This is a genomic window from Geothrix rubra (assembly GCF_030268065.1).
GTDB classification, from domain to species: Bacteria; Acidobacteriota; Holophagae; order Holophagales; family Holophagaceae; genus Geothrix; species Geothrix rubra.
Window position 1 is genome coordinate 53,418 of sequence record NZ_BSDD01000005.1, and the last position, 14,261, is coordinate 67,678.

The 14,261-nt window shown below is 69.4% G+C and carries 15 protein-coding genes; 4 read left to right on the forward strand and 11 right to left on the reverse strand.

The window, feature by feature from the left end; all coding sequences use genetic code 11:
* Positions 1-20: 20 nt before the first annotated feature.
* Entirely contained in the window at positions 21-1,805 is a 1,785-nt protein-coding gene (locus QSJ33_RS12605) for an acyl-CoA dehydrogenase family protein (protein WP_285726689.1), read from the reverse strand.
* 204 nt (positions 1,806-2,009) lie between these two features.
* Between QSJ33_RS12605 and QSJ33_RS12610 the strand changes: the two genes are divergently transcribed.
* Positions 2,010-2,708: a class I SAM-dependent methyltransferase gene (locus QSJ33_RS12610; protein WP_285726692.1), complete on the forward strand. Its 699-nt coding sequence runs from the start codon at positions 2,010-2,012 to the stop codon at positions 2,706-2,708.
* A 3-nt stretch (positions 2,709-2,711) separates the two neighbouring features.
* On the opposite strand, the gene QSJ33_RS12615 is transcribed toward QSJ33_RS12610, so the two are convergent.
* The 10 genes from QSJ33_RS12615 to pyrR all read right to left on the reverse strand — a co-directional run bounded on the left by QSJ33_RS12615 (position 2,712) and on the right by pyrR (position 12,691).
* Positions 2,712-4,151, reverse strand: coding sequence for a methyl-accepting chemotaxis protein (locus QSJ33_RS12615; RefSeq protein WP_285726693.1), 1,440 nt, complete (start codon positions 4,149-4,151; stop codon positions 2,712-2,714).
* Complete coding sequence (locus QSJ33_RS12620; protein ID WP_285726695.1) at positions 4,141-4,665, reverse strand: PAS domain-containing protein; 525 nt, start codon at positions 4,663-4,665, stop codon at positions 4,141-4,143. The genes QSJ33_RS12615 and QSJ33_RS12620 overlap by 11 nt, the downstream gene beginning before the upstream one ends.
* 51 nt (positions 4,666-4,716) lie before the next feature.
* Positions 4,717-6,462, reverse strand: coding sequence for an acyl-CoA dehydrogenase family protein (locus QSJ33_RS12625; protein ID WP_285726697.1), 1,746 nt, complete (start codon positions 6,460-6,462; stop codon positions 4,717-4,719).
* An 83-nt stretch (positions 6,463-6,545) separates the two neighbouring features.
* Positions 6,546-8,123 carry a methyl-accepting chemotaxis protein gene (locus tag QSJ33_RS12630; protein WP_285726699.1) on the reverse strand — a complete coding sequence of 526 codons (1,578 nt, stop codon included), beginning with the start codon at positions 8,121-8,123 and terminating at the stop codon, positions 6,546-6,548.
* A gap of 110 nt (positions 8,124-8,233) precedes the next feature.
* Positions 8,234-8,785 carry an ATP/GTP-binding protein gene (locus QSJ33_RS12635; RefSeq protein WP_285726701.1) on the reverse strand — a complete coding sequence of 184 codons (552 nt, stop codon included), beginning with the start codon at positions 8,783-8,785 and terminating at the stop codon, positions 8,234-8,236.
* Between the two features lie 85 nt (positions 8,786-8,870).
* The gene (gene gpmI / locus QSJ33_RS12640) at positions 8,871-10,406 is read right to left on the reverse strand and encodes a 2,3-bisphosphoglycerate-independent phosphoglycerate mutase (RefSeq protein ID WP_285726703.1); all 1,536 of its coding nucleotides are present in this window, start codon (positions 10,404-10,406) and stop codon (positions 8,871-8,873) included.
* The gene (locus tag QSJ33_RS12645; RefSeq protein WP_285726705.1) at positions 10,403-10,696 is read right to left on the reverse strand and encodes a hypothetical protein; all 294 of its coding nucleotides are present in this window, start codon (positions 10,694-10,696) and stop codon (positions 10,403-10,405) included. The genes gpmI and QSJ33_RS12645 overlap by 4 nt, the downstream gene beginning before the upstream one ends.
* A complete protein-coding gene (locus QSJ33_RS12650; protein WP_285726707.1) occupies positions 10,693-11,190 on the reverse strand; it encodes an ORF6N domain-containing protein in 498 nt (165 codons plus the stop codon). The genes QSJ33_RS12645 and QSJ33_RS12650 overlap by 4 nt, the downstream gene beginning before the upstream one ends.
* Positions 11,190-12,149 carry an aspartate carbamoyltransferase catalytic subunit gene (locus QSJ33_RS12655; protein WP_285726709.1) on the reverse strand — a complete coding sequence of 320 codons (960 nt, stop codon included), beginning with the start codon at positions 12,147-12,149 and terminating at the stop codon, positions 11,190-11,192. Before QSJ33_RS12655 ends, QSJ33_RS12650 begins: the two co-directional genes overlap by 1 nt.
* Entirely contained in the window at positions 12,149-12,691 is a 543-nt protein-coding gene (gene pyrR, locus QSJ33_RS12660) for a bifunctional pyr operon transcriptional regulator/uracil phosphoribosyltransferase PyrR (protein WP_285726711.1), read from the reverse strand. Before pyrR ends, QSJ33_RS12655 begins: the two co-directional genes overlap by 1 nt.
* Before the next feature lie 135 nt (positions 12,692-12,826).
* Between pyrR and QSJ33_RS12665 the strand changes: the two genes are divergently transcribed.
* From QSJ33_RS12665 to QSJ33_RS12675, 3 genes are read left to right on the forward strand one after another with little or no spacing between them, the layout of a single operon-like run.
* Positions 12,827-13,219, forward strand: a complete 393-nt coding sequence (locus QSJ33_RS12665; RefSeq protein WP_285726714.1) for a PilZ domain-containing protein — start codon at positions 12,827-12,829, stop codon at positions 13,217-13,219.
* 37 nt (positions 13,220-13,256) lie between these two features.
* Positions 13,257-13,613, forward strand: a complete 357-nt coding sequence (locus tag QSJ33_RS12670) for a response regulator (protein ID WP_285726717.1) — start codon at positions 13,257-13,259, stop codon at positions 13,611-13,613.
* Positions 13,614-13,622: 9 nt separating this feature from the next.
* The gene (locus QSJ33_RS12675) at positions 13,623-14,258 is read left to right on the forward strand and encodes a hypothetical protein (protein ID WP_285726719.1); all 636 of its coding nucleotides are present in this window, start codon (positions 13,623-13,625) and stop codon (positions 14,256-14,258) included.
* Positions 14,259-14,261 lie beyond the last annotated feature (3 nt).

Here is a 14,261-nt window from a genome sequence, read left to right on the forward strand (position 1 = left end):
GCATGTACGGCGGCAGCGGATCAGATGATCTCGATGGGGTAGCAACCCTTCTGGATGAGCTGGCTCGCGATGCGGCCGCGCAGGCGGGCGCTGGACGTGGGGTGGAACTCGGCGAAGGCCTTGATGCCGGCCAGGGCGTGCCGCAGGGCCTCCCCCTCCACCACGTCGGCGCAGAGCATGCGGGAATCGCCGTGGACGCGGTGCCAGCTCTCGTTGACGTAGAGCTCGGTGAAGTCGCGGGCCAGTTCGGCCCAGCGGTGGCCGTTCTCCAGCATCCGCTCGGCGCGCACGACCGAGCTCTCCATGGCGTAGATCTCCATGAGCATGTTGCTCATGCGGGCCATGACCTCCTGGTTGTCCACCAGCTTCTGCCCCAGGACCTGCACCGCGAGGCCGGCGGCCAGCATGCACTGGCGCTTGCTCAACTCCACGCCGTGCTTCAGACGGGCGAGGGGGCCGGTGAAATCGCCGGCCTTCGGCGGATTGGCGATCTCCTTGGCCACCTGCTGCCCGAACTGCATGAGCGGCAGCTCGCCCTTCATGGCCCGCTTCAGCAGGGTGCCGGCGATGAGGAGGCGGTTGATCTCGTTGGTGCCCTCGAAGATGCGGTTGATGCGGCAGTCCCGCTCGGCCTTCTCGGGCGGGTACTCGGCGCTGAACCCGTAGCCGCCGAAGGCCTGGACGGCCTCGTCCGCCACGGAGAAGAGCGCCTCGCTGGCCCAGACCTTGGAGATGCTGCATTCGATGGCGTACTCGTCGATGGCGGCCATCTTGTCCGCGCCGGCGGTGGGGCTGTCCCAGCTCGTGGCGTGGAGGGCGTCATCGAGGTAGCCGATGGTCCGGAAGTTCAGGGACTCGGCGACGAAGATCTTGGTGGCCATGTCGGCGAGCTTCTGCTGGATCAGCCCGAACGCGTTGATGGGCTTCCCGAACTGCTGCCGCTCGCTCGTGTACTTGATGGTGTATTCCAGGATGCGCTTCATGCCGCCCTGGCTGCCCAGGCCGAGCTTGAAGCGGCCGATGTTGAGGATGCCGAAGGCGATCTTGTGGCCCTTGCCCATCTCCCCCAGGAGGCGGTCCTTGGGGATGCGGCAGTTCTCCAGGATGACGGTGCGGGTGGAGCTGCCCTTGATGCCCATCTTCTTCTCTTCGGCGCCTGTGCTGATGCCGGGGTCGGTCTTCTCGACGATGAAGGCGCTGAAGTGCTGGCCGTCCACCTTGGCGAAGATCACGAAGACATCGGCGAAGCCGGCGTTGGTGATCCACATCTTGGTGCCGTTGAGCACCCAGTGGTCGCCGTCGAGGACCGCGGTGGCCTTGGCGCCCAGGGCATCGGAGCCGCTGCCGGCCTCGGTGAGGGCATAGGCGGCCAGCCACTCGCCGGTGGCCAGCTTGGGCAGGTAGGTCTTCTTCTGGGCCTCGGTGCCGAAGTAGACGATGGGGAGGGTGCCGATGCCGGTGTTGGCGCTGTAGCTCACGGCGAAGCTGCCCTGCTTGCTCATCTCCTCGAGCACGAGCATGGCGGTGCGCTTGTCCACGTCCATGCCCTCGTAGGCCTCGGGGACCTCGAGCCCCAGGAGGCCCAGCTCGCCGGCCTGCTTCATGAGCTTGATGGTGAGCGGGATGTCCAGCTTGTCGATCTCCTCGTCCCGGGGGATCACCTCCCCCTGCATGAAGTCGCGGGCCGCCCGGGCGAACTCCTTGGATTCGTCCCCGAACTCCTCGGGGGTGAACTGGGGCAGGTCGCCCAGGGGGGTCAGCAGGAAGCTGCCGCCCTTGATGTGCTCGATGGCCGTCGTACTCATGGGGAATGTCCTCCGGATTGGGTAGGTCCCAAGATGGAGGCCCGGCGATTCCTTGGCTAGCCTCTACCTTTGGTCAATGTCCTCCCGAGGCGCTAGTGGCGGGATCCAGGCCGCGCCTGCAGCCGCCCTCCTCCGGCGCGGGACGGGGCTGGACCAAGCGTCCGCACCCGGGGTCTGGTTCAATGGAGGTTCCAGGGAGGCGCGATGCCGGAAGGCAGGCAGGTCCAACAGATGTTCTCGGGCATCGCCGGAAGGTATGACGTGCTGAACCACGTCCTTTCGGGGGGCGCCGACTTCTGGTGGTGGTGGCGCATGGCCCGGATGTCGGGCGCGGCGCCCGGGAAGCGCTTCCTGGACGTGGCGGCCGGCACGGGGGATTCCTCCGTGGCCCTGGCCCGGCGCGGGGCGGAGGTCGTGAGCACGGACTTCACCCACGCCATGCTGCGCCTCGGGCCGCCCAAGTTCGCCCGCAAGGGCCTCGTCGACCGCATCTGGGCCTCCAGCGACGCCGATGCCCAGCGCCTGCCCTTCCGGGATGCCACCTTCGACGGGATCACCATCTGCTACGGCATCCGCAACGTGGAGGACCGGGTCCGCGCCTACGCCGAGTTCCTGCGGGTGCTGCGGCCCGGCGGCCAGCTCACCATCCTGGAGTTCAGCACCCCGGTCCTGCCGGGGCTGAGGCAGGCGTACGACTGGTACAGCCTGAGGGTGCTGCCCCGCATCGGCGGCTGGATCAGCGGCGACGCCTCCGCCTACACCTACCTGCCCGAGAGCATCCGGGGCTTTCCCGACCAGGCGGCCCTCGCCGGGGAGCTGACCGCCGCCGGCTTCCGGGAGGTCCGCTGGACCAACCTCACCGGAGGCATCGTGGCCCTGCACACGGGCCTGAAGGAGGGCTGAGCCTCAGCCTCCGTGGCGCTCGGTGACCATGCAGTCCAGGGCGTCCATCACCTCGTCGCTGGCCTGTTCGGCGGCCTGGAAGGCGGCCACGACGTCCTCCTGGAGGGCCGGGTCGGACTCCCAGCGCTCATTCAGGAGCCCCATGGCCGCATGGACGTTCCCGTGGACCCGGGCGTGGGGCAGGGCCAGGCGGTCATAGCAGGCCAGCTGGCCGAAGGCCTTCTTCCCCTCGCCCTGTTCGTACCACAGGCCCAGGCGGCACTGGTGGTGGTCCGTCCTCGCGGCCTTCGCCTCCGCGGAGTCGAGGCCGGCCTGGAGGGTCCGGTAGCCGTTCTGCTTGAACACGAAGTGGTCCACCTTGACCAGGGAGGTGAACCCCTTGTCCTGCGCCCGGGTGACCTGGGCCAGGCTGGTGCGGGCGGATTCGGAGAAGCGCTGGAACTGGCCCGCGAACTCGGTGATGGCGCTGCGGGAGGTGTCGGCGATCTCCTTCATGTGGCCGGCGTCATTCATCATGCGGGTGGTGGCCAGGCCGAAGGACCCGATGCTCGCCGCGATGCTGGCCGCGGCGTCCTTGGTGTTCTCGCTGAGGGTGCGCACCTCCTCGGCCACCACCGCGAAGCCCTTGCCGGCTTCCCCAGCGTGGGCGGCCTCGATGGCGGCGTTGAGGGCCAGCAGGTTGGTCTTGTCGGCCACCTCGGTGATGACCTGGATGATCTGCTGGATCTCGGAGCTCTTCTCGTGGATCTGGGTGATCTGGCCGTGGGTGGAGTCGATCAGGTCGATGACGCGGTTCAGGTCCGCCACGATGGCCTGGATGCCGGCGGTGCTGGCCTCGGCCTCCTCGGCCGTCTCCCGGGACAGGTTGGCCACCACCCTCATGTCCTGGTTCTGGGCGACCAGGAAGTCCTGGATGGTCTTCAGGTCCTTCACGAGGTTCACGGCGCTCAGTTCGCCGACCCGGGCCAGGAGGCGCTCCTTCTGCACCAGCCGCTGGGAGTCCGCCATGGCCTCCACGGAGACGTTCACCCGCTCCAGGGACTGCCGGAAGGCGCCGTGCAGGCCGGAGGTCATGGCCTTCCGGAAGGTGAGGCCCTTCTGGGCGTGCTCGAAGGCGGCGTTGGTCTCCCGGAAGTAGGCCTCCACCTGGTCCAGCAGGTCGTTCAGGGCCCAGGCGGCGGCCTCGGTGGCGGCCCCCTTCCGGATCCCCGTGATCCGCCCCGCCAGGTTCCCCCCGGCCGCCTCCTCCATGCGGGCGGTGATGCGCGCCAGGGCCACCTGGATGCGGTGGAGGGTATACAGCATGAGGATGAACACGACCACGGAGAGGGTCATCAGGGTGATCATCCAGCCGTTGGCTCCCGCCGCCCGGAAGCCCAGGAAGGCGAAGGCGACGTAGAGAAGGAAGGCCACCCCCGCGAGGAGGTGGATCCTAGACCCCAAGGACAAATTCGTCATAACTTACGCCTTTTTCCTGGAGGGTTTGCTCGAGCAGCGCCTGGGAAGCCTTCATGGCGGCCTGACCGCCCCCGGCCCGACGCTCGGCCTCGAGCATCGCCCGGTAGATGCCCGTGAAGGTCTCGATGGCAGCCGCTTTCGGCTTCCGGCGCACGGAGTAGTAGCCGGAGACGGCCCCCCGCTCGTCGAAGGCGGGCGTGATGTTCGCGAAGACCCAGTAGAAGCTGCCGTCCTTGGCGAGGTTCTTCACGTAGGCGTTGATCTCCCGGCCGGCCTGGATGGTGTCCCAGAGCAGCTTGAAGACGACCCGGGGCATGTCCGGGTGGCGGAGGATGTTGTGGGGCGCCCCCAGCAGCTCGGACTCCTCGTAGCCGGAGATCCCGATGAAGACCCGGTTGCCGTAGGTGATGATGCCCCGCAGGTCCGTCTTGGACACGATGAAGTCCTCGTCGTTCAGGACCTTCTCCTGCTGGGTGGGCGTGGGGCGCACGGCGGACATGGGGACTCCTGGCGGCTTCTTCGGATCGCTTGGACCGCTTTTGAGTTTTGATCACAGGGTTGTGACCGGATACCGTCCCTGCGCCACCAGTGCCTCCGCGATGCGGGCCCGCACCGGGGCGAGGGGCCGGGGCCGAGGGGCGCCGTCCCGGAGGCCGGCCAGCACCGCATCCAGGGCCTCGCCCTCGACCAGTTCGGCGGCCAGCAGGGCGCCCTCGGCCTGCACGCGGGCCCAGGCCTCCTGGGCCTGGACCAGGGCCAGGTCCCCGGCCAGGCCGGCCCAGCGGTGGCCCGAGGCGGCCATGCGCGCCGCCCGGATGGCGGCGGATTCCGTGGCATAGGCCTCCATCAGCAGGTTGCTGAGGCGGGCGGCGGCCTCCTGGTTGTCCAGGATTTTCGGCCCCTGCTCCCGCTGGACCAGGGCGGCCAGCATCCTGGCCTGGGCCTTGATCCGCTCCGCCAGGTCCAGGGCCGGATCCTCGGCCCGGGACGGTGGGGCGGGGGGCTCCGCCAGGGGCAGGCCGTCCGGGCCGCCGCAGCGCTTGAGGAAGGTGCCCGCGATGAGCAGGCGGTTGATCTCGTTGGTGCCCTCGAAGATGCGGTTGATGCGGCAGTCCCGGTAGATCTTCTCCGCCGGGTACTCGGCGCTGAAGCCCGCCCCGCCGAAACTCTGCACGGCGTCGTCGGCGGTGGCCCAGAGGGCCTCGCTGCCCCACACCTTGGCCATGGAGGCCTCCACGGCGAACTCCTCGATGGCCTTCATCTTGTCGGTGCCGCCGGTCTCGCTCTCCCAACTGGTCCGGGCCAGGGCCTCGTCCAGGTAGCCGATGGTGCGGAAGTTCATGCTCTCGCCCACGAAGATCCGCACGGCCATGTTGGCCAGCTTCTGGCGGATGAGGCCGAAGGCCGTGAGGGGCTTGCCGAACTGGTGGCGCTCCCCGGCGTACTTCAGCGTGTATTCCAGCACCCGCTTGCCCGCCCCGGCGGAGCTGGCGCCCAGCTTGAAGCGGCCCACGTTCAGGATGCCGAAGGCGATGCGCGCGCCCTTGCCCTTGCCGCCCAGCAGGCGGTCCTCGGGGATGCGGCAGTTCTCCAGGATGACGGTGCGGGTGGAGCTGCCCTTGATGCCCATCTTCTTCTCCTCGGCCCCGGTGCTCAGGCCGGGATCGGTGCGCTCCACGATGAAGGCGCTGAAGTGGGTGCCGTTGATCTTGGCGAACACCACGAAGACATCGGCGAAGCCGGCGTTGGTGATCCAGGCCTTGGTGCCGTTCAGCACCCAGTGGCCGTCCTCCAGCACCGCGGTGGTCTTGGCGCCCAGGGCATCCGAGCCGCTGCCGGCTTCCGTGAGTGCATAGGCCGCCAGCCACTCGCCCGTGGCCAATTTTGGGAGGTACTTCGCCTTCTGGGCCTCGTTCCCGAAGTAGACGATGGGCAGGGTGCCGATGCTGGTGTGGGCCCCGTAGCTGGTGGAGAAGCTGGCCTGGCGGGCCATCTGCTCCAGCACCAGGAGGGCCGTCTTCTTCTCCAGGTCCAGGCCGCCGTAGGCCTCGGGGATCTCGATGCCCAGGATGCCCAGCTCGCCGGCCTTGCGGAGCAGGTCGCGGGTGAGGTCCAGGTCCAGGTGGTCGATGGCCTCGTCCCGGGGCATCACCTCGCCGTCCACGAAGTCCCGGGCGGCCTCGGCGATGGCCAGGGCCTCCGCGTCGCAGTCCTCGGGGGTGGCCTGGGGCAGGGAGCCGGCGGGATGGAACAGGAAGCTGCCGCCGCGGACAAGCTGGGCCTCACTGATGACCATGGGGTCCTCCATGCCCAGGATCATCTACCCGAAGTCAGGGTCGGGCCAGGGGCCAGGGAGGGACGTGGATCACAAATCCCCGTCTAGACGCGGAAGCTCCCCACCTCGCCCCGGATGCTCTCGGCGATCCGGGCCAGCTCGGCGGCGGTGTCGGCCACCTCGGACACCGTGGCGGAAAGCTGGTGGCTGGCCGCGGCGTTCCGGGCCACGTCCCCGGAGACCTGGTCCACCAGCCCGGCCACGTCCCGGGTGATCCGGGCCTGCTCCCCGGCGGAGGCGCCGATGCGGCCCGTGGTCTCCGACGCGTCGGCCATGTGGGCATGGATCTCCTGCAGGGCCCGGGTGGTGGCCTCCACGGTGACGGTGCCCTTGCCGAGGGCCTCGTCCGTGGCGGCGATGAGCTGGTTGATCTGGTGGGTGGCCTGGGCCGAGCGTTCGGCCAGCTTGCGGACCTCCTCGGCCACCACGGCGAAGCCCTTGCCCATGGCCCCGGCCTTCGCGGCCTCGATGGCCGCGTTGAGGGAGAGCAGGTTCGTCTGCCGGGCGATCTCCTGGATGACGGAGACGGCCTTGATCATCTCGGAGGTGGCGTGGCTGATGTCCTCCATGGCGCGGGCCGTGTCCTGGCCCGTGGTGATGCCGTGCTGGATGGCCTGCTCGGAGGAGTCGGCCAGGGTCCGGGACTGCTTCACCAGGGCCATCACCTCCTCCAGGGAGGCGGAGAGGGTGTCCATGGCCGCGGCCATGCTCTGGGAGGTGGTCCGGGTGGCCTGGGTGTGGGCGTCCAGCTGCGCGGCGGTGCTGGAGAGGGACTCGGAGGTGGCGGAGAGCTGGGTGGAGCCGCTGGCGATGCCCTGGGCGTTGAGGCCCAGGCGTCCGAAGAAGCCCTGGTAGAACTCGGTGAGTTGGTTGGCCTTCGCGGAGATGCCGCAGATCTCATCCTGGCCCTCCACGGGGATCCGCCGGGTGAGGTCGCCCTTGCCGCTGGCCAGCCCGGCCATGGCCGAGTGCAGGTCCCCCAGCCGGCGCTGGAGGTTCCGGATGGTGAGGATCAGCAGGAGGGTGCCCAGGGCGCCGGCCACCAGCCCGGCCACGAGGGCGATGGCCATGGTCTGGCCGAACCGGTTCAGGGAATCCACCTTCACCTGGGCCATGCGAGCCTGCTGGGCCTTCATCAAGTCCAGGAGCTGCTGGCGGATGTCGCGCCAGGCCGGCGTGACCTGCTGGTTGAGGAGCTTCAGGGTCGCGGCCTGGTCCAGCGAGCGGGCCTTGAGGGGTTCCTGGAGCGCCAGGAGGGCCTCCCATCTGGCCTGGACCTGCCGGAGGGCGGCCTGGCGGTCTGGTGTGTCCGCGGTGATCCGCAGGCCGCTGGCCATGGCGTCCCCGAATTCCTTCACGGCGGCCTCGTAGTTCTGGGGTGCCTTGGGATTGGTGGGGTCCAGCACGATGTTCCGGAGGGCCTGGCCGGTCTGGAGGCCGTTGGCGTAGAGCTGGGTGTAGATCAGCAGCTCCGGGGCCTGCTCCTCGGCGTAGTTCCGGAAGGTGGCGCGGCCGGTCCAGAGCCCCCAGAGGGCCACGGCGAGGGCGGCCGAGAAGAGCATGCCCGCCGCGCCTGTGGCGGCGAGGAGCCGGGTGCCGATGCTGCGGGCCTGGGCGAACATGGAGCCTCCCTGCGCGGATCTTGGTCCACTCCAACGCTTCGGTTCGGCGGCTCAGAACTTTCGGAATGCACCGATTGCAGACATGCGCATCGGGTTGTGGAGCGCGGAATTCAGCTGAGCAGGCGCTTCTGGCCCTTGGGATGGGCCAGGACCACGTCCTTCACCCGGTGGATCCACCCCGGGCGATTTCCAGGATCCAGGCGCTCATGGGGGAGGTCCCGCTCCGCCAGCAGGTCGTCCACCAGGTGGTCGATGGACTCGGCGAAGAAGGTGTCGGTGTCCCGGACGCCATCGGCGGCGACGGCGCCGGAGAAGGGCACCTTGAACAGCAGGTCGTAGCTCTTCATCCAGTGGTGCATGTAGCGCTCGATGGGCTTCTGGCGGCCGAAGGCGAACATCATGTAGGCGTAGTTGTCCAGCACGCTGCGGTCGCAGACGACCACGTCGTGCTGGCTGCCGGAGCGGATCTCCTCCGCCATCTGGGTGAGGAAGATCCAGGTCTGGGCCTCCAGGGAGGTCTTCTGGTTGATGGGCAGGGGCGAGAGCCGCGCCACCTCCTTCACGATGTCGACGTGGATGCCCTCCCGCTTGAGGGCCCCCGCCAGCTCGTAGCAGAGGGTCGTCTTGCCGACGCCGTGGGTGCCGATGAACGCCACTTTCACTCGGCACCTCCAGTGCCTCGCCCCTGCAGGGCTTCGCTGCGCAAAGTGGCGCTCCGCTCCTGCTCCGCGCTCATTCCTACCCTCCTCAGAACAGGCTCTTCCCGTCCATGGCCTCGGGCTGGGGCAGGCCGAACAGCTTCAGCAGGGTGGGCGCCACGTCGTTGAGGGCGCCGCCGGCGCGGAGCTGGCGGCCCTCGAAGCCCGCGGCCACGAGGACGGCGGGGACGGGGTTCAGGGTGTGGGCCGTGTGGGGGTTCCCGGCCTCGTCGCGCATGCACTCGCAGTTGCCGTGGTCGGCGGTGATGAAGAGGGCGCCGCCCTTCGCCAGGGTGGCCTCGGCGATGCGGCGCACGGCGTCGTCGATGGCCCCGCAGGCGCTCACGGCGGCGGAGAGGTCCCCCGTGTGGCCGATCATGTCGGGGTTGGCCAGGTTGCAGACCAGCAACCGGTAATCGCCGCCTCGGATGGCCGCCTCCAGGCCCCGGACCACGTCATGGAGGCTCATCTCCGGCTGCAGGTCGTAGGTGGCCACCTTGGGCGAGGGCACCAGCCGCCGGTCCTCCCCCTCGAAGGGCGCCTCGCGGCCGCCGTTGAAGAAGTAGGTCACGTGGGCATACTTTTCCGTCTCGGCGGTGCGGAACTGCTTCCAGCCCCGGGCGCTGACGAGCTCGCCCAGGATCAGGTCCAGGCTCTGGGGCGGGTAGGCCACGGTGAGGTAGGGATCCAGCTCGATGTCATAGGCCGTGAAGGTGACGAGCTTCACGGCGGGCCGGTGCCGCGGCGTGAACCCCGCGAAGGCGGGATGCACCAGGGCGTGGCACATCTGGCGGGCCCGGTCGGCGCGGAAGTTGAAGTACAGGACGCCGTCGCCATCCGCGATGGGGTGGAAGGCGTCCAGGCGGGTGGGGGACACGAACTCGTCGGTCTCGCCCCGGGCATAGGCCGCGGCGATGGCCGCCAGGGCGTCCGGGGCCGTGTGGGCCGCCTCGCCGTCCACGAGCAGCTTCCAGGCCAGTTCCGTGCGCTCCCAGCGCTTGTCGCGGTCCATGGCCGTGTAGCGCCCGCAGACGGACCCGAGGGACACCAGCGGGCACTCCCGCAGCTGGAACGTGAGCCACTGCAGGAAGCCGTCGGCGCTCTTCTGGGCCGTGTCCCGGCCATCCGTGAAGGCGTGGAGGGTGGTGGGCACGCCCTCGGCCTGGGCCCACTGGGCCAGGGCCACGAGGTGGGTCTGGTGGCTGTGCACGCCCCCGTCGCTCACGAGGCCCAGCAGGTGCAGGCGCTTGCCGGAGGCCTTGAGGCCCGCCAGCAGGCCGCCGATGGCCTGGTTCTGGCGGAAGGTGCCCCGGCGGATGGCGGCGTCGATGCGGGTGAGCTCCTGCCAGACCACGCGGCCGGCGCCCAGGTTCATGTGGCCCACCTCGGAGTTGCCGAACTGGCCTTCCGGCAGGCCCACGGCTTCGCCGCTGGTGAGCAGCTGGGTGGCCGCGTAGGTCCGCCGCAGGGCGTTGAAGTGCGGCATCCCCGCCACGAAGGTGGCGTCGAAGGCATTCCGCGGCCCGTCGCCGAAGCCGTCGAGGATCAGGAGGGTGACGGGGCCCTGGATCAGGTCTGGAATCAAGCGTTCCCCTTCTGGCGCTCGCGGCGGAAGGCCTCGGCCAGGATCTTCTCCATGGCCTGGTTGCGCAAGGCGTCGGCCTGCAGGTGGGCGCGGCCGCCCTGCCAGAGGGCCACGGCCAGCAGGGCCGCCTCGCCGAGGAGGGCCGCCGGATGGCGGGGGGCGAGGAAGGCCGTCACGATGGCGGCCAGGGCCAGGGCGAACCAGAGCCAGGACGCCCGCTGGGCCCGGGTCTTGGCGGCCATGATCGCCTCCAGCTGCCGGGTCAGTTCCGCGTCCTCGGTCCGGCTCACGGGCGGCCTTTCGCGGCCCGGTCGCGGGCCTTCAGGCCGTGGGGCAGGTCCGTCTCGGTGACGAAGCCGATGGGCCGCTCCCTGGGGGCGCCCTCGACCTCCTCGCCCTCGAGGACCTTCATGACCATGTCCAGCTTGTGCTCCAGGGCCGTGAGGCGGATGGAGAGCTCGGCCTGGGCGGTGAGGAGGTGGCGGGCCTCGGCGAAGGCGGGCAGGAGGACGAGGAGGGCCGCCTCCCTGTCCGGCACCAGGCCGGTGAGCAGGGCCGCCCCGGCCTCGGTGAAGGCCAGCACCGGGGCCTCCGGGATCTTCTGGCGCTCCTCGGCGGTCAGGTGGAAGACCAGGGGCTCGGGAAAGCGGTCGGGGTGGGCCTGCACCAGGGCGGCCAGGGCCTTGACCTCGAGGCCCAGCTGGTCCGCCAGGACCGTGTCCGGAAGGGCCGCGGCATCGCGGAGCCAGAGCAGGCGGGAGAGGATCTCCACCGGGGCGGCCATCAGGGCACCTGCTCCCCGTGGGGATGGGACAGGAGGTAGAGGACGGCCATGCGGACGGGGACGCCGTTCGTCACCTGGTCGAGGATGAGGTTGTTGGGGCCGTCGGCCACCTCGGAGGTGATCTCGAGGCCGCGGTTGATGGGGCCGGGGTGCAGCACCACCACGTCCTTCCGGGCTCGGGCCATGCGCTCGCGGTTGAGCTGGTAGTAGCGGCTGTACTCGCCCTGGCCGGGGATGTAGGCGCCGGTGCCGCGCTCGAACTGGGCCCGCAGCATCATGACGACGTCCTGCTGGGGCAGGATGGCGTCCAGGTCATGGCTGATGTCCACGGTGGGCCAGGTGGCCTGCATCTCCCGCGGCACCAGGGTCGGGGGGCCCACCAGGGTGACCTTGGCTCCCATCCTCGTGAGGAGCCAGAGGTTGCTGCGCACCACCCGGCTGTTGCGGATGTCGCCCACGATGGCGATCCGGAGGCCCTGCAGCTGGCCGAGCTTCTTGCGCAGGGTGTAGGCGTCGAGGAGCGCCTGGGTGGGGTGCTCGTGGGCGCCGTCGCCGGCGTTCACGATGCTGGCCTTCATGTGCCGGGCCAGGAGGGCGTGGGCCCCGGGGGCGCTGTGGCGCATGACGATCAGGTCCGGGTGCATGGCCTCCAGGTTCAGGGCCGTGTCGACGAGGGTCTCCCCCTTGTTCAGGCTGCTGGTGTCGGCGTCGAAATTGATGATCTCGGCCGACAACCGCTTCTCGGCGATCTCGAAGCTGTTCCGGGTGCGGGTGCTGTTCTCGAAGAAGAGGTTCACCACCAGCTTCTTGCGCAGGGCGGGGACGATCTTGATGTCGGGCCGCTCGCAGACCTCCTCGAAGGCCCGGGCCTGGTCCAGGATGGCCGTGATGTCCCGGGCCGACAGGGGTTCGATGCCGAGCAGGTGCTTGTGGGGGAAGGTGTAGCGCTCGGCGGACATCAGCAGGCCTCCACGGTCACGCGATCCTCGCCGTCGATCTCGCTCACGCGCACGGCCACCCGCTGGCCCGGGGCCACGTCCACCCGGATGCCGGCGAAGTCGGCCTGGATGGGCAGCTCCCGGCCGCCCCGGTCCGCCAGGACCATGAGCAGCACCCGCCGGGGCCGGCCGTGGTCGAGGAGGGCGTCCAGGGCGGCCCGGACGGTGCGGCCGGTGTAGAGGACGTCATCTACGAGGACCACGGTCCGGTCCTTGAGGGTGAAGGGGATCTCCGTGGGCCGGACGATGGGGCTGCCCACCATCTCGGTGAGGTCGTCCCGGTAGAGGGTGATGTCCAGGGCCCCCACGGGCACCGGCCCCCCGGTGGCGGTCCGGAGGAGGACCGCCAGGCGCTCGGCCAGGGGCAGGCCCCGGGACCGGATGCCCAGCAGGACCACCTCCTCTCCGGCCTGGAGCTGGGCCGCCAGCTCATCGGCCAGGCGGCGGAGGACCCCCTCCATCTGGCCGGAGTCCATGGGGCAGGGGCCTGGGGCAGCGGGCATGGAACCTCCGTAAGCGCCCTGGCGGGGGGCGTGTTCCCAGGAGATTCTAGCCGAGCCCGTCCCGGGACCGGCCCGGCGGTGCAGGATTCAAGTCGGGACGACCCCCCTCCGATGCCCCTCCTGAGGATGCCCCGCATGTCCCAGGAACGCCGACAGTACCGCCGCATGCCCCTGGAGGCCACCGTGAGCTTCCAGGAGCTCAGCTTCCACAAGGGGGACGCGCCTGCCCAGAGCAGCTACAAGGACGTCTCCGTCGGAGGCCTGCTCCTGGAGTCCACCCGGGCCTACCCCCTGGGGACCCTCCTCAAGCTGGAGATCCGGGTACCCGGGTGGGGCCGGTTCCAGAACCATTTCGGTCCGGTCCAGGACGCCGACAGCCGCCCCCTGGTGGCCCTGGGCGCCGTGGTGCGGATCGAGCAGCTGGATCAGGGGGGGTACGAGCTGGGGATCAAGTTCCAGAACGTCTACCCCGATGACTTGGCAGCGCTCATGAAGTTCGTGGAAGCCTCGGCTTCTTCCCCCCAATAGGACGACCTGACCCGACTTTCCACCCAGGAGGCCCCCCGTGAAGATCCTCATCGTGGATGATTCCTCGACGATGCGGCGCATCATCATCAACACCCTGTCCCGCATCGGCTACACCGACGTGGTGGAGGGTGAGAACGGCAAGTCGGGCCTGGAGAAGCTGGGCCAGGGTGGCGTCGAGATGATCATCACCGACTGGAACATGCCGGAGATGGACGGCCTCGAGTTCGTCAAGACCGTGCGCGGCCAGAACCCGGCCATCCCCATCCTCATGGTGACCACCAACGCCGCCAAGGAGGACATCGTCGAGGCCCTGCAGGCCGGCGTGAACAACTACGTGGTGAAGCCCTTCACCCCGGAGACGCTGAAGGAAAAGATCGAGTCCCTCCTCGGGTAGGGAGCAGCCATGGACCAGTCCGAAATCGACGCCCTCCTCGCCGGAGGCGGCAAGGCTCCCAAGAAGCCCAAGGCCGCCAAGGCTCCTGCTGCGGAAGCGTCAGCAGCCGCCCCCGCCCCGGTGCCCCCGGCCCCGGTGCCCGCCGCCCCGGCCGCGGCAGCGTCCCAGGCCACCCCCCACCAGGACGGCAGCGGCCATGTGATCGCCGAGCTGGACACGGTCACCGCCGTCACCGAGCGGGAGTCGAACAAGGTGATGGACCAGCTGGACATGATCAGCCAGCTCGTGTCCCGCCAGCAGCAGCTGATCACCGAGATGATGCGCCACGAGGGGGCCCAGTCGCCCGGCGTCCAGCAGGCCATCCACGAGGTCATGAGCGCGGGGAAGCAGATCCAGGACAAGGTCTTCGAGGCCATGGACCTCATGCAGTTCCAGGACATCACCCGCCAGAAGCTGGAGCGCATCGTCCACCACCTGCGCCAGATCCACGACTACATCGTGGACCTGCTGGGCGCGGGCCTGAAGAGCGATTCGGAGCGGGCCTCCATCAGCCACACCATCGCCCAGACCGGCACGACCCCCGACGAGAACAAGGCCCACGCGGATTCCGTGATCGAGGCCTTCAAGTCCCAGAAGAAGGGCTGATCC